At 34.6% G+C, this 20,668-nt stretch carries 20 protein-coding genes and 3 pseudogenes; 19 read left to right on the top strand and 4 right to left on the bottom strand.

Features of this window, described 5'->3' with window-relative positions; translation table 11 throughout:
• Positions 1–13: 13 nt before the first annotated feature.
• Complete coding sequence (locus LLA01S_RS02565) at positions 14–1,318, top strand: nucleobase:cation symporter-2 family protein (RefSeq protein ID WP_014572577.1); 1,305 nt, start codon at positions 14–16, stop codon at positions 1,316–1,318.
• Positions 1,319–1,352: 34 nt separating this feature from the next.
• Here LLA01S_RS02565 and LLA01S_RS02570 read toward each other — a convergent pair whose 3' ends face one another.
• Both LLA01S_RS02570 and LLA01S_RS02575 read right to left on the bottom strand, forming a co-directional pair.
• A complete protein-coding gene (locus LLA01S_RS02570; RefSeq protein ID WP_014572578.1) occupies positions 1,353–1,763 on the bottom strand; it encodes a hypothetical protein in 411 nt (136 codons plus the stop codon).
• 153 nt (positions 1,764–1,916) lie between these two features.
• Positions 1,917–2,426, bottom strand: a complete 510-nt coding sequence (locus LLA01S_RS02575; protein ID WP_011676268.1) for a tRNA (cytidine(34)-2'-O)-methyltransferase — start codon at positions 2,424–2,426, stop codon at positions 1,917–1,919.
• A gap of 431 nt (positions 2,427–2,857) precedes the next feature.
• Here LLA01S_RS02575 and LLA01S_RS02585 point away from each other — a divergent pair, with 431 nt between their 5' ends.
• From LLA01S_RS02585 to LLA01S_RS02670, 18 genes and pseudogenes are all read left to right on the top strand, one after another.
• Positions 2,858–3,364 carry a dihydrofolate reductase gene (locus tag LLA01S_RS02585; protein WP_011835213.1) on the top strand — a complete coding sequence of 169 codons (507 nt, stop codon included), beginning with the start codon at positions 2,858–2,860 and terminating at the stop codon, positions 3,362–3,364.
• Complete coding sequence (locus tag LLA01S_RS12610; RefSeq protein WP_003132101.1) at positions 3,361–3,531, top strand: hypothetical protein; 171 nt, start codon at positions 3,361–3,363, stop codon at positions 3,529–3,531. Before LLA01S_RS02585 ends, LLA01S_RS12610 begins: the two co-directional genes overlap by 4 nt.
• Positions 3,532–3,612: 81 nt before the next feature.
• Positions 3,613–4,848 (top strand): ATP-dependent Clp protease ATP-binding subunit ClpX, encoded by a 1,236-nt coding sequence (clpX, locus tag LLA01S_RS02595; RefSeq protein WP_061777796.1) that lies wholly within the window; start codon positions 3,613–3,615, stop codon positions 4,846–4,848.
• Positions 4,845–5,432 (top strand): ribosome biogenesis GTP-binding protein YihA/YsxC, encoded by a 588-nt coding sequence (gene yihA, locus LLA01S_RS02600; RefSeq protein WP_011676272.1) that lies wholly within the window; start codon positions 4,845–4,847, stop codon positions 5,430–5,432. The genes clpX and yihA overlap by 4 nt, the downstream gene beginning before the upstream one ends.
• Positions 5,433–5,485: 53 nt before the next feature.
• Positions 5,486–5,836, top strand: coding sequence for a dihydroneopterin aldolase (gene folB / locus LLA01S_RS02605; RefSeq protein WP_011676273.1), 351 nt, complete (start codon positions 5,486–5,488; stop codon positions 5,834–5,836).
• Between the two features lie 79 nt (positions 5,837–5,915).
• Positions 5,916–6,965, top strand: coding sequence for a GTP cyclohydrolase I FolE (folE, locus tag LLA01S_RS02610; protein WP_011676274.1), 1,050 nt, complete (start codon positions 5,916–5,918; stop codon positions 6,963–6,965).
• Complete coding sequence (folP, locus tag LLA01S_RS02615) at positions 6,962–8,035, top strand: dihydropteroate synthase (RefSeq protein WP_021165285.1); 1,074 nt, start codon at positions 6,962–6,964, stop codon at positions 8,033–8,035. The genes folE and folP overlap by 4 nt, the downstream gene beginning before the upstream one ends.
• A 2-nt stretch (positions 8,036–8,037) precedes the next feature.
• A complete protein-coding gene (locus LLA01S_RS02620; RefSeq protein WP_014572580.1) occupies positions 8,038–8,538 on the top strand; it encodes an NUDIX domain-containing protein in 501 nt (166 codons plus the stop codon).
• 15 nt (positions 8,539–8,553) lie between these two features.
• Positions 8,554–9,837, top strand: a complete 1,284-nt coding sequence (locus tag LLA01S_RS02625) for a bifunctional folylpolyglutamate synthase/dihydrofolate synthase (RefSeq protein ID WP_061777797.1) — start codon at positions 8,554–8,556, stop codon at positions 9,835–9,837.
• A gap of 125 nt (positions 9,838–9,962) precedes the next feature.
• Positions 9,963–10,604 (top strand): annotated as a pseudogene (locus LLA01S_RS02630) (deoxynucleoside kinase).
• Between the two features lie 180 nt (positions 10,605–10,784).
• The gene (locus LLA01S_RS02635) at positions 10,785–12,071 is read left to right on the top strand and encodes a homoserine dehydrogenase (protein WP_021037197.1); all 1,287 of its coding nucleotides are present in this window, start codon (positions 10,785–10,787) and stop codon (positions 12,069–12,071) included.
• Positions 12,072–12,075: 4 nt separating this feature from the next.
• On the top strand, positions 12,076–12,966 hold the full coding sequence (thrB, locus tag LLA01S_RS02640) for a homoserine kinase (RefSeq protein WP_011676280.1): 891 nt from the start codon (positions 12,076–12,078) through the stop codon (positions 12,964–12,966).
• A 252-nt stretch (positions 12,967–13,218) separates the two neighbouring features.
• Positions 13,219–13,820, top strand: a pseudogene (niaX, locus tag LLA01S_RS02645) (niacin ECF transporter S component NiaX).
• Positions 13,821–13,862: 42 nt separating this feature from the next.
• Positions 13,863–14,762 (top strand): UDP-N-acetylmuramate dehydrogenase, encoded by a 900-nt coding sequence (gene murB, locus LLA01S_RS02650; RefSeq protein ID WP_061777798.1) that lies wholly within the window; start codon positions 13,863–13,865, stop codon positions 14,760–14,762.
• A 460-nt stretch (positions 14,763–15,222) separates the two neighbouring features.
• A complete protein-coding gene (locus LLA01S_RS02655) occupies positions 15,223–16,503 on the top strand; it encodes an ABC transporter ATP-binding protein (protein WP_011835201.1) in 1,281 nt (426 codons plus the stop codon).
• Positions 16,500–17,288, top strand: a complete 789-nt coding sequence (locus tag LLA01S_RS02660) for an ABC transporter permease (protein ID WP_061777799.1) — start codon at positions 16,500–16,502, stop codon at positions 17,286–17,288. Before LLA01S_RS02655 ends, LLA01S_RS02660 begins: the two co-directional genes overlap by 4 nt.
• Before the next feature lies 1 nt (position 17,289).
• A complete protein-coding gene (locus LLA01S_RS02665) occupies positions 17,290–18,090 on the top strand; it encodes an ABC transporter permease (protein WP_061777800.1) in 801 nt (266 codons plus the stop codon).
• A 47-nt stretch (positions 18,091–18,137) separates the two neighbouring features.
• Complete coding sequence (locus LLA01S_RS02670) at positions 18,138–19,205, top strand: ABC transporter substrate-binding protein (RefSeq protein ID WP_021212201.1); 1,068 nt, start codon at positions 18,138–18,140, stop codon at positions 19,203–19,205.
• Positions 19,206–19,514: 309 nt separating this feature from the next.
• On the opposite strand, the gene LLA01S_RS02680 is transcribed toward LLA01S_RS02670, so the two are convergent.
• Complete coding sequence (locus tag LLA01S_RS02680) at positions 19,515–20,414, bottom strand: AraC family transcriptional regulator (protein WP_061777801.1); 900 nt, start codon at positions 20,412–20,414, stop codon at positions 19,515–19,517.
• Positions 20,414–20,668: pseudogene (locus LLA01S_RS12730) on the bottom strand (MFS transporter); the annotation flags it as partial. The pseudogene LLA01S_RS12730 and the gene LLA01S_RS02680, both read right to left, overlap by 1 nt.

Genomic DNA, 20,668 nt, shown 5'->3' on the forward strand with positions numbered 1-20,668 from the left:
AAGGAAAATCAAAATGCCTCATAAAAATGAACAAAGCCAGGAGCAAAGTAACTCTAAATCTGCTGTCTTGGGACTCCAACATCTGTTGGCCATGTATTCAGGGTCAATTCTTGTCCCAATTATGATTGCTGGAGCTTTAAATTACTCGGCTACGCAATTAACTTATTTAATTTCAGCAGATATTTTCATGTGTGGTTTGGCCACTTTCTTGCAACTACAAATGCGTAAGCATTTTGGGATTGGTTTACCAGTAGTCCTAGGGGTAGCCTTTCAATCTGTTGCTCCTTTGATTATTATTGGACAAAGACATGGTTCAGGAGCTATGTTTGGTTCATTGATGGTTGCCGGAGTTTTCGTTATTTTGATTTCAGGAATTTTCTCTAAAATTCGTAAACTCTTTCCACCAATTGTCACTGGTTCAGTAATTACAACAATCGGTTTAAGTCTTATTCCTGTGGCAATCGGAAATATGGGAAATAACGTTGAGAAGCCAACTATTCAAAGTTTAATTTTAGCTGTTTCTACTATTTTAATAATTTTACTCATTAATATTTTTACTACTGGATTTATTCGTTCTATTGCGATATTGATTGGACTCATTGTTGGGACAATCATAGCAGCAAGTATGGGCTTGGTTGACTTTTCTGTTGTTTCTCAAGCACCATGGGCACACCTTCCTCAACCTTTCTATTTCTCAGCACCGAAATTCTATCTAGCGGATTCCTTAATGATGATAATTATTGCTATCGTTTCATTGGTTGAATCAACTGGTGTTTATTTGGCTCTTGCCGACATCACTGGTGAAAATCTTGATGAAAAACGTTTACGTAATGGTTATCGTGCAGAAGGATTTGCTGTCTTTCTTGGAGGGATTTTCAATACCTTCCCTTACACAGGATTTTCACAAAACGTTGGTTTAGTGCAATTATCAGGAATTAAAACTCGTAAACCAATTTATTTTACTGCAGGATTTTTAATTATTTTAGGACTTATCCCTAAATTTGCTGCTGTTGCACAACTTATTCCTACTCCCGTTCTTGGTGGAGCAATGTTGATTATGTTTGGGATGGTCGCGACACAAGGGATTAGAATGTTAGCAAAAGTTGAATTTGAGGGTAATCAAAATCTTTTGATTGCCGCTGTTGCGATTGCGATGGGTGTCGGATTTAACTCTACTAACTTGTTCACGGCTCTTCCAAGTTTCATTCAACCTTTTGTTTCTAATGGGATTGTGATGAGTACTGTTTCAGCGATTATCTTGAATTTGGTATTTAACCATGGAAAAAAAGATGAATTAGCTGCTGATGAAGCAAAATAAAAAAACCACCAAATGGTGGTTTTTTTATGTTATTTCAAATTTCTTTTAAATCGCGTTCAAATTTCTTTTCTGAGTAGACCTCGAGCGAATCGTCAGGCGCAAGGACAAGGTACTCTCCAAGTCGTCCAAAGGCTGGAATGCGCACTTGATTGACTACGAGATAAATTGTATCCGGATAGGCATTACTCATCTTATTTGGCGAGATATAAAGGCCTAACCAGTCCAAGTGCTTTATCTCATTGCCTATATTATGTTGGTCAGCTGAATATTTTTGGGTCATTCCACTAGCTATTAGTTGCTGCTTGCTTGCAGTCTTCATAGCAAATTGGCCAGACCAGGAAATCTGCCCTTTTTCAAAGGATTCAAGAACCCAAGGTTCATTTTCGGGTTTACTGGTGCTGATTTTCCAAAAATCTATAATTGTATTTCCTAATTTTGCTTTCATATCCTACTCCTCATCTATCTCTGTTCATAAAAAATAAAGCTCAAAATTAAGGGTCTTCGTTTGGCACCATTATAGCACTTCGGCTTTTAACATACAATAGAAAAAAGCTCTGCAAATTTGCAAAACTTTTTGTTAATAAATATATAGTTAAAATTATTTTAACTTGTCTTTTTCATAAGTATGGACAAGTTCTAATCCACGGAATTCTTGTTGTTTGAGTGCTTCGTAGACGATCATGCATGCGCAGTTAGAAAGGTTTAATGAGCGGACGTGTTCGTCATTCATTGGGATACGGATACATTCGTCACGGTGTTCGTGCATAAATTCTTCAGGTAGTCCAGTATCTTCACGGCCAAACAAGAAGTAGTGGTCTTTTTCATCATCAGAATAGTCAACATCAGAATAGACGTGTTCTGCAAATTTACTGACCAAATAAAGTTGGCCTCCGTCAGCAATTGAGTCCATAAAGTCTTGTAAATTTTTATGATAGACAATATTTACTTTATCCCAATAGTCCAGACCAGCACGTTTGAGGTGTTTATCTGAAATTTCAAAACCAAAAGGTTCAATCAAATGTAAAACAGTATTTGTAGCTGCACAGGTACGAGCAATATTTCCTGTATTGAAATGGATACGAGGTTCAAAAAGAGCAATATGATTCATGTGATACACTTTCTTAATAACAAAAATTTTACTGACGGTTATGTCAGAACCCATTTGTACTTTCGTCAATTGGGTATGCGAGAATGTCAGTCAATAAAACAGAATTACGAGAGACATTTTACTTGCAGATATCAAACCGTCAGTAAATTAATTAAAGTAAAAAACAAAAAAACTAGACCCCTCGGAGTCAATCTCAGCAAGAAGTCTAGTTGGGGGACTAATTTGCTTTAATCATAACAGGAAAGATTGAAACAAATTAATATAATTGATATCATACCACTTCTTTTTGCATTTGTAAAGGAAAAACTTAAATTTTTTTATAAAAAACAAAATAATTGATTAAAAGGTGTACGGAGAACTGAACTTGTCAAAGCGAAAATAGCAAAATTTTGCTATAATAGAAAAAGTAAAAATCAATGAGAGGGGTTGCTATGATAATTGGAATATGGGCAGAAGATGAGCAAGGACTTATCGGAGAAGCTGACAAAATGCCTTGGTCTTTACCTGCTGAACAAAAACATTTTAAAGAAACAACCATGAATCAAGTGATTTTGATGGGACGAAAAACCTTTGAAGGAATGAACAAACGTGTTTTGCCGGGGAGAATAAGTATTATTTTAACTCGTGACGAAACTTATCAATCTGAAAATGAAAAAGTTCTCATCATGCACAGCCCTAAAGAAGTTCTGGATTGGTATTATAAGCAGGATAAAGACTTGTTTATCACGGGAGGCGCTGAAATATTAGCCCTTTTTGAATCAGAACTTGAATTGCTTTATCGAACAGTTGTTCATGAAAAATTTCAAGGAGATACTTATTTCCCAACTCATTTTGACTTTGGGAAATTCAAAGTGGTTTCGGAAATTTTTCACGATAAAGATGAGCGAAATGCTTATACTTTTACGATTAAAAAATATGAAAAAGTGAAACAACCATGACAAAATCAATTTTTGGGCTTTTCACAGCTCTCCTTTGTTGGATTAGCATTGTCATTGCGATTCAATGCTTTAGAAAAAAACGTTGGGGCTTAGGAGTATTATTTTTACTTAATGCTTTTACTAATCTCGTAAATACTATTCATGCTTTTTCTGGAACTTTGTTTTAAAAGTATTTAGAAAAAGTATGTTATATAAGTAAGCTAACGACTATCAGTTTTATAGGTTAGCACAATCAGGAAAAAATAACTATGTCAAATACACAAAATCTAAATATTCATTGCTCTTTCTGCGGAAAGAGTCAAGATGATGTAAAAAAGATGATTGCCGGTTCAGATGTTTATATCTGTAACGAATGTATCGAACTTTCAACTCGTATCTTGGAAGAAGAATTAAAAGAAGAACAAGATTCAGAGATGCTTGAAGTTAAGACGCCAAAAGAAATGTTTGACCATTTGAATGAATACGTTATTGGTCAAGAAAAGGCCAAACGTGCGCTTGCAGTTGCGGTTTATAATCATTATAAAAGAATTAATTTTACAGCAAGTAAAATTGCTGAAGATATTGAGCTTCAAAAATCAAATATCTTACTCATTGGTCCAACAGGTTCAGGAAAGACTTTCCTTGCACAGACTTTAGCAAAATCACTCAATGTTCCTTTTGCCATTGCTGATGCGACAAGTTTGACTGAAGCAGGTTATGTGGGAGAAGATGTTGAAAATATTCTCTTAAAACTTTTGCAAGCCAGTGACTTTAATATCGAACGTGCCGAACATGGAATTATTTACATTGATGAAATCGATAAGATTGCTAAAAAATCTGAAAATGTTTCAATCACTCGTGATGTTTCGGGTGAAGGAGTTCAACAAGCCCTTCTAAAAATTATTGAAGGAACAGTTGCCAGTGTTCCACCACAAGGTGGACGTAAACACCCTAATCAAGAAATGATTCAAATAGACACCAAAAATATTTTGTTTATTGTTGGTGGGGCTTTTGATGGAATTGAAGAAATTGTCAAACAACGTTTGGGTGAAAAAATCATTGGTTTTGGTGCCAATAATAAAAAATTGAGCGATGAAGATTCTTATATGCAAGAAATTATCGCTGAGGATATTCAAAAGTTTGGGTTGATTCCTGAATTTATTGGACGTCTTCCGATTGTAGCTGCCTTAGAACGCTTAACTGAAGAAGACTTAATTCAAATTTTGACAGAGCCTAAAAATGCTTTGATTAAACAATATAAACAACTTTTGTTATTTGATAATGTTGAACTTGAATTTAAAGATGGAGCTCTTATGGCTATTGCGAAAAAAGCAATTGAGCGTAAAACAGGTGCGCGTGGGCTTCGTTCAATTATTGAAGAAGTGATGATGGATATTATGTTTGAAGTTCCAAGTCATGAAGAAATTACAAAAGTTATCATTACTGAAGCAGTTATTGACGGAAAAGCTGAGCCAGAAATGATTCGAGAGGCCGATAAAAAATGACCATTAATACAAATAATCTGACAATAACAATTTCAGCAGCATCAAAAAAACAATATCCTGAAAACGATTGGCCAGAAATTGCCTTAGCAGGTCGTTCAAATGTTGGTAAATCAAGTTTTATTAATACTTTATTGAATCGCAAGAACTTTGCTAGAACTTCTGGTCAGCCAGGGAAGACGCAGTTGCTCAATTTTTATAATATTGATGATCAACTTCATTTCGTTGACGTACCTGGATATGGTTATGCCCGTGTGTCAAAAAAAGAACGTGAAAAATGGGGCAAGATGATTGAAGAGTATTTGACAACACGTGAAAATTTAAAAGCGGTTGTCAGTCTAGTTGATATTCGTCATGAACCTTCAGAAGATGATTTGATGATGTATGAGTTTTTAAAATACTATCATATTCCAGTGATTTTAGTTGCAACCAAAGCGGATAAAGTTCCACGTGGTAAGTGGAATAAACATGAATCAATTATCAAAAAAGCAATGAAATTTGATAGTACAGATGATTTTATTATCTTTTCTTCAACCGATAAGACAGGAATTGAAGAAGCTTGGACAGCAATTTTGAAATATCTCTGAAAATAGTGCTATGAAGAGATTCATAGCCTTTTCTACACTTAAAAAGAGGAATTATGTACAAAATAAAACTTAATAATATGAAATTTAGAGCGCATATTGGTGTGCTTTCTGAAGAAAAAATTTTGGGTCAGAATCTTGAAATTGATATAATTGTGGAAACGAATTTTGATTTCTCAGGGAAAGATGAATTAGATGAAACTTTGTCTTATGTAGATTTTTACGAAGCAACCAAAGCAGTTGTAGAGGCTTCGAAAGCCGATTTGATTGAACATGTTGCCTTTGAAATTATTCAGGCTGTAAAAGCAAGTTCAGAAGGGATTTCAGCAGTTGAGGTCCATCTTAGAAAATTAGCTGTTCCGATCGAAGGTATCTTTGATTCTGCTGAAATCGAGATGAGAGGGTAGATTTATCTGCTAAGATAAACATTTTACAGACAAAGTAGGAGAACATAATCATAAAAGATTGTGTCTAAATGGAGGACTTATGCAAACAACTTATTTAAGCATGGGAAGTAATATTGGGGACCGTCAGTATTATTTACATGAAGCCATTCGTTTATTGGGAAAACACCCGAAAATTATGATTGAAAAAGTATCAAATTTTTATGAAAGTTCTCCAGTTGGTGGCGTCAAACAAGATGATTTTACAAATTTAGCTTTAAAGGTGGCCACACTACTTGAACCCTTAGAATTATTAGATTTTATTCATGAAGTTGAACTTTCTTTAAATCGTGAGCGAAAAATTCACTGGGGACCAAGAACAATTGATATTGATATTATTTTCTATGGAGATTCAGAAATTCAAGAAGAAAATTTGATTGTTCCACATAAAGAAGCTTTTAATCGTTTATTTGTTTTAAAGCCTATATTTGAGCTTTTAAGCAATGATTTTAAGTATTATGAGCCAATTCGCGAGGCAATTGCTAAACTTTCAGAAAGCGAGCAAGAACTGCATGTGATTGAAGAAGAAAAGTCTCCAAAAAGTCGTATTGAAGAGGCGGTCAAAGAAATTCTTTTTGCAGTGGGTGAGGATCCAAATCGAGAGGGATTGCTTGAAACTCCTGCCAGAGTAGCTAAAATGTATGAACAAATTCTTTCATCACAACGTTTGACAAACTTTAATGAATACAAACTTTTTGAAATTGATTCTTCTAAGAATGATTCAATTGTGCTGATTAAAGATATTCCATTTTATTCAATGTGTGAGCATCACATGCTACCATTCTTTGGAAAGGCTCATGTTGCTTATATTCCTGATGGTGGACGCATCATTGGATTATCGAAAATTCCTCGTTTAGTTAATTATGTTTCTCGTAAACTTTCGGTGCAAGAAAATATTACTCATGATATTGCCGATATTTTGACGAATATTTTAAAACCCAAAGGAGTGGCTGTTCTTGTTGAGGGACGTCACATGTGCGTGGAAATGCGCGGAGTGAAAAAAGTAAATTCGTTGACCAAAACTTCTTATTTCTTAGGTGAATTTAAAGAAAACAGCGAAAAAAGAATGGAATTTTTAGAAAGTCTTTTATGAAAATCTTAGAACTTAATCAAGGATCTTTTTCTTTAAAAAATATTGTGATAAAATTTGAAGAATTAAGTAATGATGAATTGACAGGCTTACAAAAAAAGCTTTATAGGATTGGAAGTCTTGCAAAACTGAGCGAAAATAGTTTTCTAGCTGTTTTAACTATTGATGAGTTGGCAAAACTACTTAATCATTTGGAAAATATTGAAGTAAAAAATGAGCTTGAATTGATTTATAAACGGCATCAAATTATTTGGTCAGGAAAAAATTTCAATTTTGATTTGACTAGAAAATCAATCGTTTACTCAATTGTTAATGTTACTCCCGATTCTTTTTATGATGGTAATCCAGATAATTTAAACATTTCCCATATTCTTAAAAGAGTAGAGTCCGATTTAGAAAATGGAGCATCTGTACTTGAGTTAGGTGGAAAATCATCTCGTCCTGGTTATGCGGACATTAGTCCAGAGGAAGAATGGAGCAGATTAAAAGAACCCATTTCTCAAATTAGAAAGTATTTTCCAAAAGCTGTCTTAGCCGTGGATACGGATGAAGCTTATGTTATGGAAAGGGTGTTAGAGGCTGGTGTCGATATTATTAATGATATTGATGGTTTTGACACAGCGGATAAGCTAAAAGTGATTGAAAAGTACCAGCCAGCAGTGGTTGCCATGAATAATGGTCGGGCAGGTTTTAAGTATGCTGACAATGTCTATGAAGAACTTCCTTTATTTTTTAAAGATAAAAAAATCGAACTGACTCAGCTTGGACTGAATCCTGAAAAAATTTCTATTGACCCCGGAGTTGGTTTTTTCAATGGAGATTCAGGCTCTGATAGTCTTCAACGTGTTAAAACAACGGAACTTTTGAGCAGACTTGGTCTGCCGGTCATGATTGCGATTTCTCGCAAGTCATTTATGGGAAGACTCTTCAATGCTCAAGGAGAAGAGCGACTTTTTTCAAGTTTGATCTTAGAGGGACAAATGGTTGCTGACGGTGGACGTATCCTTAGAGTTCATGATGTGAAAGAAACGAAACGTTTGCTTGATGCAATTGAAATTTATAAGGAATTTTAATCATGAATGAGGATTTGATTTCTCAAATAAAAGAAGTGGTAACTGCTGAAAATCAGGAAAAATTGATAAAAATTATTCAATCACTGGAAAGTTCAAATTATGAGTTACGTGGTAAAATTAACCCAGATTTGCAACTTTCAGCCAGTACCCTAGTTTTCAAAGAAGATAAATTGTTTTTTATTGAGCATCCTTATCAAAAGGAGCTCTTACTTCCTGCTGGGCATGTTGAATTGAAAGAAAGCCCGTTGGACACTGCGATTCGCGAGTTTCATGAAGAAACAGGTCTTTTTGCAAAAAAAATGGGTAAGCTAGTAGATGTTAATTTGATTGATATTCCATTTAATGAAATAAAAAATGAAAAAAAACATCGGCACATTGATTTTCGCTATCTCTTGGAGTTGGAAGAACAAGAAGCTGAGCTTGCTGAGCTACCTTTTTTTCTCCTTGAACTAGAAGAAGCACCAGAAGAGTTTAAAAAGTATTATCGTTATAAGAACATATAATAGAAAAGGTCAAAAATGTCTATTGAACAAGCATTAGAATGGATACATTCACGATTAAAATTTAATATTCGCCCAGGGCTAAATCGAGTTTCAGCACTTTTAGAATTATTAGGCAATCCAGAGGAATCTTTATCAATGATTCACATTGCTGGAACAAATGGGAAAGGATCAACTGTTGCCTTTACGCGTTCTATTTTTATGCAAGCTGGCTTAAAAGTTGCTTCTTTTACGAGTCCTTTTATTACGACTTTTGGTGAACGAATGTCTATAAATGCTCAACCAATTCCTGATGAAAAGTTAATTTATTATGTAAAGATGATTCAACCTTTAGTTGAGAAGCTTGATAATGATGCTGAGTTGACTGGAATTACTGAATTTGAAATTATTACCGCGATGGCTTTTAAATATTTTGCTGATGAAAAGGTTGATTTGGCGGTAATCGAAGTTGGCTTGGGTGGACTGCTTGATTCTACAAATGTCATTAGACCCGTTGTTTCTGGAATCACAACAATTGGCTTAGACCATATTGATATCTTGGGTTCAACGATTGAAGAAATCGCAGCTCAAAAAGCAGGTATTATTAAAGCTGGAATACCTGTTGTGGTTGGAAACATTGAATTAAAAGCCTTGCGAGTTATTTGGGAAGTTGCCAGAAAAAATACTGCGCGTATTTATCAGTATCCTTATGATTACCGCACCGAGTTAAAAGAGCATGAACATTTTGATTTCTTTGCAAGTCAAGAGGCAATTCTGGATTTGGAAAAATCTTTGATTGGCTTGCATCAAGTAGAAAATGCTGGAATGGCCATTGAATTGGCGCTCGTCTATGCGAATAAAGTTGGAATTAACTTGAATGAAGAGATTATTCGTGCGGGAATTCGTGAAGCTTTTTGGCCTGCTCGAATGGAAAAATTAGGCGAAAATCCTTTAATTTTACTTGATGGGGCTCATAATGTTCATGCTATGAATCGTTTGCTTGAGAACTTGGGGAAAGAATTCCCTGATAAAAAAATTTCAATTATTTTTTCAGCTATTACCACAAAAGATATTAGGCAGATGATAAAAATGCTTCAAACGGTAAAAAATTCTCGCTTAATTTTGACAACTTTTGATTATCCTAAAGCTTTAGACTTGAAAGATTTTCGGTATTTAGAGGATGAAGGGGTTGAATTAGCACCAAGTTGGGAATTAGCCATTGTTCGTGCACAAAAAGCTTTAAATGAAGATGAGCTCCTATTAATCACTGGTTCGCTCTATTTTTCATCACAAGTTCGTGAATTTTTGAAAAAAGAAAAGTAGTTAATAGAAGTAGTTTTCATTTTTGAAATTCATTAAATAGTTGTAAATCTTAAAAATTCGGCTATAATAAAATAGATTTAATAAATTCATTCTTTATTTGGGAGAATGACGAGGAGTAAAAGACAATTTTGATCGTATTAGCAGGTACTATTGGTGCAGGAAAATCAAGCCTAGCAAAGGCTTTAGGGGAACATTTGAAGACAGATGTTTTTTATGAAGCGGTGGATAATAATCCTGTCCTTGATCTTTATTATCAAGATCTTCAAAAATATGATTTTTTATTGCAAATCTATTTTTTGAATAAACGTTTTGAATCAATTAAGATGGCTTATCGTCAGGATAACAATGTACTCGACCGTTCAATTTTTGAAGATGAACTTTTCTTAACTTTGAATTATAAAAATGGGAATGTGACGAAAACTGAATTGGAAATTTATCAAGATTTGTTAGCAAACATGCTCGAGGAACTTGATGGAATGCCAAAAAAACGTCCAGATTTATTGGTTTATATTGATGTTTCTTTTGAAACAATGCTTTCAAGAATCGCTCAACGGGGACGTTCGTTTGAACAAATTGAGAATCAAGAGGGTCTAAAAGACTACTATGCCCAAGTTCATGATGAATATCCTGATTGGTATAAAAATTAGGATATTTCACTAAAATTGAGAATTGATGGAGATTCTATTGATTTTGTCAATAATCCCGAACATTTAGATGAAGTTTTGGGACAAATTGATGATGAATTAAAGAAACTTGATTTACTTTAAGCATAAATTTCTATTTTGTAATTTACTGATTAATCTGTCAGTAAAATAGAAGCATTTAGATTTACTGACCATTCTGTCAGTAAATTTTTTTCTATAAAAATGGTATAATATTAAGAAATTATTCAAAAGTTATTTTTTGAATTATCTTAACATTTTATTTTAGATTTTAAAGGAGAACTGATGGCAGTAAATATAGCAATTTTGGGGTTTGGGACAGTTGGCACAGGGCTTCCAACTTTACTTTCAGAGAATAAAGAGAAATTAGCAAAAATATTGGATGAAGAAATCGTCATTTCAAAAGTTTTGATGAGAGATAATAAGGCAATTGAAAAGGCCAGAAGTCAAGGCTTTAATTATGATTTTGTCTTAAATTTGGACGATATTTTAGCCGATTCAGAAATTTCAATTGTCGTTGAGCTGATGGGACGAATTGAACCTGCTAAGACCTACATTACTCAAGCGATAGAAGCAGGTAAAAACGTCGTCACGGCTAACAAAGACTTGCTGGCTGTTCATGGGGTGGAACTTCGGAGTTTAGCTCAAAAACATCATGTAGCCCTTTATTATGAAGCGGCAGTCGCTGGGGGAATTCCTATTTTAAGAACTTTGGCTAATTCATTTTCATCTGATAAAATTACACATCTATTGGGAATTCTTAATGGAACAAGTAATTTTATGATGACGAAAATGAGTGAAGAAGGCTGGACTTATGATGAATCCTTGGCTAAAGCTCAAGAACTTGGTTATGCTGAATCCGACCCAACAAATGATGTAGACGGAATTGACGCCAGTTATAAATTAGCTATTTTAAGTGAATTTGCATTTGGAATGACGCTTGCGCCGGATGAAATTGCTAAATCTGGTTTGAGAAGTATTCAAAAAACTGATGTCGAGATTGCACAACAATTTGGTTATGTTTTAAAGTTGACTGGTGAAATTAACGAAGTTGATTCAGGAATTTTTGCCGAAGTTAGTCCAACTTTTCTGCCTAAATCACATCCACTTGCCAGTGTAAATGGGGTCATGAATGCTGTATTCATTGAATCAGAGGGCATTGGAGATTCGATGTTTTATGGTGCAGGAGCGGGTCAAAAACCCACAGCTACGAGTGTTTTAGCAGATATTGTCCGAATTGTTAAACGTGTCAAAGATGGGACAATTGGAAAATCATTTAATGAATATGCACGTTCTACAAGTCTAGCTAATCCCCATGATATTGAAAATAAATATTATTTTTCAGTTGAGACACCTGATTCAACAGGACAGCTTTTGCGCTTGGTTGAGCTATTTACAAGTGAAAATGTTTCTTTTGAACAAGTTTTGCAACAAAAAGGAAATGGCAAGCGGGCAGTTGTTGTGATTATTAGTCATAAAATTAATCGTGTTCAACTTTCGGCCATTCAAGATAAATTAAATCAAGAAAAAGATTTTAAATTACTTAATCGTTTCAAAGTATTGGGGGACTAATCAAATGAAAATTATTGTGCCAGCAACATCAGCAAATTTGGGTGCCGGTTTTGATTCAATTGGTATTGCCGTCAGTTTATATTTGACAGTTGAAGTACTTGAGGAAAGTAGCGATTGGAAGATTGACCATGATTTAGGCGAAAATATTCCAACTGACGAAAGAAATTTATTACTGACCACGCTGTCAGCAGTTTTGGAAGACAAGAATGTCGCTCTGCCAGCAAAATATCATCTAAAAATGACCTCAGAAGTCCCTTTGGCAAGAGGTTTGGGTTCATCAAGTTCAGTCATTATTGCTGGAATTGAGTTGGCCAATCAGTTGGCAAAACTTAATTTGACTTCTGATGAAAAACTTAAGTTAGCTTGTGAAATTGAAGGACATCCAGATAATGTCGCTCCAGCTCTTTTAGGAAATCTGGTTATTGCAAGTACTGTGGCTGGTAAAACAAGTCATATTGTCGCTGATTTTCCTTCATGCGCACTTTTGGCTTTTGTTCCAGATTATGAGTTAAAAACGGTCGAAAGTCGTCAGGTCTTACCCAATGAGTTGACTTATAAAGAAGCAGTTGCTGCCAGTTCCATTGCGAATGTACTGACAGCCAGTCTTTTGACAAATAATTTAGAAGTAGCAGGGCAAATGATGGAAGCTGACCGTTTCCATGAAAGCTATCGTGCTTCCTTGATTCCAGAGCTTCAGTTATTGCGAGAAATCGGTCATGAGTTTGGGGCTTACGGAACTTATCTGAGCGGTGCAGGTCCCACAGTGATGCTGCTTGTACCCGATAATAAGTTAACTTTACTGACAGAAAAAATTATGGAAAAAAACCTCACTGGTCACCTTTATCCATTGAAAATTGATAACAAAGGATTACAAGTAGAAGAATCTGTATTTTAATACAGGTTCTTTTTGTTGATTATTTTATAGATAAAATGATATAATCATTAAAGCAAAAAAGAATGTAAAGTAGTTCACTAACTTTCGTTTTATTTGTCAGAATAAGGTTTTTGATTTATCATTTTTTTAAAGTTAAAAGTAATGAATTATTAAATTTCTTCTAATGACAAAAATGTGATTTAAATGAGAAACCACGATTGCCCTACTGTCCGCTTTTTTAAAGCAAGAGTTTATAAAGAAAAGGAAACTCAAATGACTCAAACAAAAAAGGCAAAAGTCAGAAATCTGATTATTGCTGCGATGCTTACTGCACTTGGAATTTTAATTCCAATGATGATGCCGGTTAAACTCATTATTGGCCCAGCCTCATTCACGCTTGCTGCACATGTTCCGGTATAATGGCTGCCATGTTTTTCAGTCCACTTATGACTGCTTTTGTTGCTCTGGGAACAACTCTCGGATTCATGATTAGTATTCCGGTGCCGACAATTTGGTTGCGCGCGCTGATGCACCTTCCTGTAATGACTGTTGGTGCCTATGTCTTGAAAAAACATCCAGAATTTGTTCATCAAAAAGTTAAAATCCAAATCTTTAATTTTATTCTCGGTATTTTTCATGCTGGTTTGGAAACTTTAGTTGTTTATGCTTTTTATTCTCTAGGATTTGCGAATATTGAGCAAGGTGCTTTATTGAACTTCCTTTTATTGATTGCTCTTGGAGGACTTGTCCATAGCATGATTGACTTCAACTTAGCGTTTGGTTTGGGTAATGTTTTGAGTAAAGCCTTTCCTATTGACATCTTTGATAAAGCTAAAAATCTTGTGAATAAAAAGAAAGTTAAAGCCGAAATTTAAGACAAAATTGTCATCCTTAATAGAAAATGATAAAATAAGGTTATGATAAAAGAAACTGATCTTGAAAATATCCCAGATTTACTGATTAAATTTAATGAACCCCTATCAAATTATACTTACACAAAAGTAGGAGGACCAGCTGATATTCTGGCTTTTCCGGCTACAATAGAAGCACTGACAGAACTGTCAGCAAAAGCGAAAGCAACTGATACACCGGTTACAGTTCTTGGAAATGCTTCAAATTTGATTGTTCGTGATGGTGGAATTCGTGGAGTCGTTATTTTACTTGAAAAACTTGATTCAGTAAAAGTGGCTGGTTATACCATTGAAGCGCAAGCAGGAGCGAAATTAAAAGAAGTCACTCAAGTGGCCCAAGCCAATTCACTGACAGGTTTTGAATTTGCTTGTGGGATTCCTGGCTCAATTGGTGGAGCGGTATTCATGAATGCTGGAGCCTATGGTGGCGAAATTTTCCAAGTTTTGGTAAGTTGTAAAGTGATGGACGCTGCGGGAAATGTTTCGGTTTTAAGTGCAAGTGAAATGCAATTTGGTTATCGTCATTCCGTGATTCGTGATAAAAACTTAATTGTTCTGTCAGCAAAATTTGAACTCCAAGCAGGAGACCCAACACAAATTCAAAATGAAATGGATCGTCTTAATTTCTTGCGTAAAAGTAAGCAACCTTTAGAATATCCAAGCTGTGGATCAGTTTTTAAACGTCCAGTTGGTCACTTTGCAGGACAATTAATTCAAGAAGCTAAACTTCAAGGTCAGCGTATTGGCGGTGTCGAAGTCAGTAAAAAACATGCCGGTTTTATGGTTAATGTTGCTGATGGAAATGCGACGGATTATGAAAAACTGATTGCTCTGGTCATTGAAAAAGTTAAAGAAAATTCAGGTGTGACATTAGAGCCTGAGGTTAGAATTATTGGTGAAAAATAAGACAGGATTTCCTGTCTTTTTCAAATTTCAACTTGATAAATCATCGAATTTAAGCTATAATTAATGATGTTCTGTGCATATACAGAAGATTTGACCGCTCAAGATTACGGATACTTTGTCAGTAATCAATTTATGTTTTAATAAATAATTTGAGCTAAGGCCATACGGACAGCCGGGTCAAAAGCCGAAATTGGCGACTTTCGTTGCCTTATTGATTAACTCGTCATGAGTTATGGGGAGATATAAAAGGCCCCACCCAAGAAAAACACGCTTTGGCGCATCAATAAGAGTATTAAGAGTTCTTCTGCTGTATAGACTCTGCACAAGATTTTTCTGTTTGTCCTTTTGGAATCAGAAGACTTAAATTGATGATGAAACCAAGCGTTGGCTTGGTTTTTTTATATTATTTTCAAGTAATTTTATGGCTTAACACATCTTTATATTCAAAGGAATTATTAAAATGTCAAAAACAATTATCGAATTTAAAAATGTCAGTAAAACCTATGCGGATACTGATACAACTGTCCTTAAAGATATTTCATTTGAACTTGAAGAAGGAAAATTCTACACACTTTTAGGTGCCTCAGGTTCAGGAAAATCAACAATTTTAAATATTATTGCCGGACTTCTTGACGCAACTGATGGTGATGTTATTCTTGATGATAAAAGAATTAACGACCTACCAGCTAATAAGCGTAATGTACACACTATCTTTCAATCATATGCCCTTTTTCCAAATATGAACGTTTTTGATAACGTCGCTTTTGCTCTTAAAATCAAAGGAGTAGATAAAAAGGAAATTGCTAAACGTGTCTCAGAAAGTCTAAAACTTGTTCGTTTAGATGGCTTTGAAAAGCGTTCAATTACGAAATTATCAGGTGGTCAAAAACAAAGGGTTGCTATTGCACGCGCTATTATCGACCGTCCAAAAGTTCTCTTACTTGATGAATCTCTATCAGCCCTTGATATGAAACTTAGAAAGGACATGCAATATGAATTAAGAGAACTTCAACAAAGTCTTGGAATTACATTTATCTTTGTTACCCATGACCAAGAAGAAGCACTGGCCATGTCTGATTGGGTTTTCATCATGAATGAAGGTGAAATCGTTCAATCAGGCACACCAACAGATATATATGATGAACCAATCAATCATTTTGTCGCTGATTTCATTGGTGAATCAAACATTCTGAACGGAAAAATGATTGAAGATTACCTTGTAGAATTCAACGGTCAAAAATTTGAAGCCGTCGATGGTGGGATGCGTAAAAATGAACCGATTGAGGTGGTCATTCGTCCAGAAGATATCTGGTTTACTCTTCCTAACGAAGGAAAATTCAATGTCAAAGTGGACACTCAGCTCTTTCGTGGCGTTCACTACGAAATTGTAGCTTATGATGAATTTAACAATGAATGGCTAATCCATTCGACTCACAAAGCTATTGTTGGTGAAACGGTTGGACTTGATTTTGACCCAGAAGCCATTCATATCATGCGTCTCAATGAAAGTGAGGAAGAATTTGATGCTCGGATTGAAGAATATGTTGAAGAAGAAGAAACCGTCGGTTTAGCTAAAGCTGTTGAAGAAGAAAATGCTGAAGAGGAAGCGGCCATTCAAGAAGCAGTCAAAGAAGCCCTCGAAAATACAATGGAGCTGACAGAACTAGCTGAAACCGTTAATGAAATTTTGCAAAAGCAAGAAAATGAAACAGAAAATAGTGAAAGTGGGGATCATAAGTGACCAAAAGAATTTATTCCGTTCCCTATTTTCTCTGGGTTGTCTTCTTTGTTATTGTTCCTTTGGTCATGCTTTTGTTGCAATCATTTTTTGATTTAAACGGTCATTTTACTCTTAACAATTACATCCTCTATTTCTCTAGTGGAACTTATCTATTGATGACGTGGAATTCTATTCTCTACGCACTGATTATTACTGTGGCAACCCTTGTCATTTCCTACCCTGTGGCCTATGTTTTGACCAAACTAAAAATGAAACAATTTTGGCTCATGCTTATCATTTTACCGACCTGGGTCAACCTTTTACTCAAAGCTTATGCTTTTATCGGAATTTTTGGTAAATATGGTTCGGTCAATAACTTCTTAAAGTTTTTGGGGATTGGACGGACACAGATTTTATTTACTGACCTAAGTTTTATTTTGGTTGCATCATATATCTCAATTCCCTTTATGGTTTTACCAATTTTTAATGCTTTAAATGACTTAGATGATAATTTGGTAAATGCAAGTAGAGATTTAGGTGCTTCAGCTTTCCAAACTTTTACCCAAGTCATCTGGCCTCTTTCACTAAACGGTGTCAGAGCAGGGGTGCAAGCTGTCTTTATCCCAAGCTTGTCACTCTTCATGTTGACCCGTTTAATCGGTGGGAATAAAGTCATAACGCTTGGGACTGCTGTTGAAGAACATTTCTTAACTACCCAAAACTGGGGAATGGGTTCAACTATTGCCGTTGTCTTAGTTGTAGCCATGTTGATTGTCATGAGAATGACCAAAGAAAAGAGAGATTAATTTGCAAAAGAAAAATTCACTTGGTAAAGTTTACCTCACCTTTGTCCTCATCCTTTTATATGCACCTATTTTTTACCTTATTTTTTACTCATTCAACTCTGGAAGTGACATGAGTAAATTCACAGGTTTTACATTAGATAATTTCAAAACATTATTTGCTGACAGCCGTTTAATTTTGATTGTTGTTCAGACCTTCTTTCTAGCTTTTTTAAGTTCACTCATTGCTACAGTCATCGGGACGATTGGGGCCATTAATCTTGTTAAATTAAAAAGAAGACGACGTGAAACTTTACTGGGTTTAAATAATGTCTTGATGGTTTCTCCTGATGTAGTCATTGGTGTTTCCTTCTTGATTTTGTTTACAATTGTTGGAATGAAACTTGGCTTTATCTCCGTCTTACTCAGCCATATTGCCTTCTCCATACCTATCGTTGTGCTAATGGTCATGCCCCTTTATCAAGAAATGGACAGCTCACTAATTGATGCTGCCAATGACTTAGGAGCAAATTCAAGCCAAATCATGCGTGAAATCATTTTACCTTATCTGACACCAGGAATTATTGCTGGTTTCTTTATGGCTTTTACCTATTCTTTAGATGATTTTGCCGTCACTTTCTTTGTTACAGGAAATGATTTTACAACACTGTCAGTAGAAATTTATTCCAGAGCCCGTGCCGGAATTTCTTTAGAAATTAATGCTCTCTCTACCCTTGTATTTCTCTTTTCAATACTGTTGGTTGTAGGGTATTATTATATTATGAAAGATTCAGAAACTGTCGGAAAATCTTCAAATCTGACCTAAATAGTTCTTATTGATACTTTGTAGTTCAAAGTATAGAAAGGAGAAACTTGAAAAAATTATTATACTTTTTTGTTGGAATTCTGGTCATTACTGCTTCACTAGGACTGATTACCAATAGAATGAAAGCTGCTGACGGAGTCAAAACTCAGAATAATAGCTTGACAATTTTCAACTGGGGTGAATATATCGATCCAGACTTGATTAGTAGATTTCAGAAAGAAACAGGTTATAAAGTTAACTATATGACTTTTGATTCCAATGAAGCCATGTATTCAAAAGTCAAACAAGGAGGAACAGCTTACGACCTGATTGTTCCTTCTGATTACATGATTGAAAAAATGGCCAAAGAAAATCTGCTCCTTAAGCTAGACCACAGCAAAATTAAAGGTTTAAAAGACGATGACCCTAAACTACTTAATCCAGCTTTCGACCAAGGAAATCAATATTCTGTTCCATACTTTTGGGGAACATTAGGCATAGTTTATAACTCAAAAACAGTAAAAACTCCTCCAAAAACGTGGAATGATATCTGGTCACCAACTTACAAAAACTCGATTTTACTGACAGACAGTGTGCGTGACGTCATGGCAATGGTTCTTAGTAAACATGGCTATTCATTAAATACAACCAACCAAAAAGAGTTAGACATAGCCTATCAAGACCTCCTTAAGCTTACGCCAAATGTAAAAGCAATTTTGGGCGATGAAATCATGAATTACATGATTAATAATGAGACACCTTTAGCCGTTGTTTATAGCGGAGAAGCAGCAGAGATGACCTCTGAAAATAAAAATTTGAAATATGTCATCCCTGAACGTACAAATATTTGGTATGATAATTTAGCCATTCCGAAAACAGCAAAAAATGTCAAAGCAGCTTACGCTTTTATTAATTTCATGCAGGAACCCAAAAATGCAGCTCAAAATGCAGAGTGGATTGGTTATGCAACTCCGAACTTGAAAGCAAAAGCTCTCTTACCCAAAGAAATTCGTGATAATAAATCGTTTTACCCAGATGAAGCAACTATCAAAGATGATGAAGCTTACAAAAACCTTAGTCCATATTGGACTGGAATTTATAATGATTTGTATTTAGAATTTAAGATGAATAAATAATTGGAGAGCGTTGTCCTAATTTGAATGTGTCTGCAGAACTAGTAAAACCACTAAAATTAGCAACTCTATAGTCCAGTTAAGTTCAAAATTAAAAATAAATCCTACAGAAAAGTCTACAAAGTTAATTTGTAGACTTTTTCTTTTTTCAATCAATTTTTTCATTTTAAAACTGTTTATTTCATGTTTTAAATTTTCTATCATACTTTTTATAATAGAAAAAATGTTTTATGTTAATAAAAGACCCTAAAATTGTAGACATAAAAAGTCTATATTCTGAGGGTCTAATTAGTTTGTTTTTTAATTATTTATCTATCGACCATTCTTTTGGAAATGAATGCGATACTCCTTTGGCGACAAATTACTCCATTGTTTAAATTGTCGAGAAAAATGGGACAGATTCTGATATCCAATAGTTTCAGCAATTTCGCTAATTGGAAGATTTGGTTGATGAAGAAGAATTTTTGACTCGTTGTAACGGAGTTGATCTAGATAATTTTTAGGACTGATTGAGTAAACTTTTCTAAAGACTTTCAACATGGTACTTTCACTTATATTTAAAGAATATGCTATCTCATGCATTGAGAGGGGTTGCTGGTTTTCTTTGATAGGTTGCTTAGTAAATGTTCGAAAATTTTGTTGTATTGTATCTGCGATTGATTTTGCTAAAATTAGCGATGAATTATCTGATAATGTAGCTATATTTTGCTCTAGTAAGGTGTAATCATATAAACTAAGCATTAATTCAATCAAAAGTTTTTCTGTCATTAATTTCTCCCTAAGAGAAAAAGTATTTGTTTCAATGAGAGTAATATACTTTTGGAGAACTGATTTTATTTTTGTAAAAGCATCATTATTTTTATTTAATTTTACTGAGCAAAGCATAAGTATATTTAATTGAATCTCTGGATCATCAATATCAAAATGGACACAAAAATAATGCATACCAGTAGGCGAAATACAAGAGTTTTCATGTGGCATTCCGGGTGGGATGAGTATGATATCATCTTGATAACAATTAAATGAACATCCATCAAATTTAGTCTGTTGAACACCATCAAGTATAATCATAATCTCGAAAGTAAAATGAGCCTCACGTTCAATTTTCCAGCCTAATGGAACACTTTGTTGGTGCCCTCCAAAAAATTTCATATTCATATTTATTTCGGGTAAGCTGATAATATTTTTTAGCCATTCGGGTTCTTTATTCATTATTGTTCACGACCTTTATTTTTAGAGGTCAGAGCTGAGAATGTGAAAATCAAAGCTATTACGACAAAAATGAAAGCTGCATATTTTATTTGTGATAAAGCGTCAGAAGCTCCAAATATTTTTGCTAAAAAACTGATTATAAAAGGCGAAAAGAAGGATCCTAAGTTACAAGCAATCATAGCTAGTGAAATAACAATATTTTTGGCGGAAGATGTCACACTAGATAAAATTAGACCGTATACATAAGGAATAAC

The organism is Lactococcus cremoris subsp. cremoris NBRC 100676 (genome assembly GCF_001591705.1).
Lineage (GTDB): Bacteria > Bacillota > Bacilli > Lactobacillales > Streptococcaceae > Lactococcus > Lactococcus cremoris.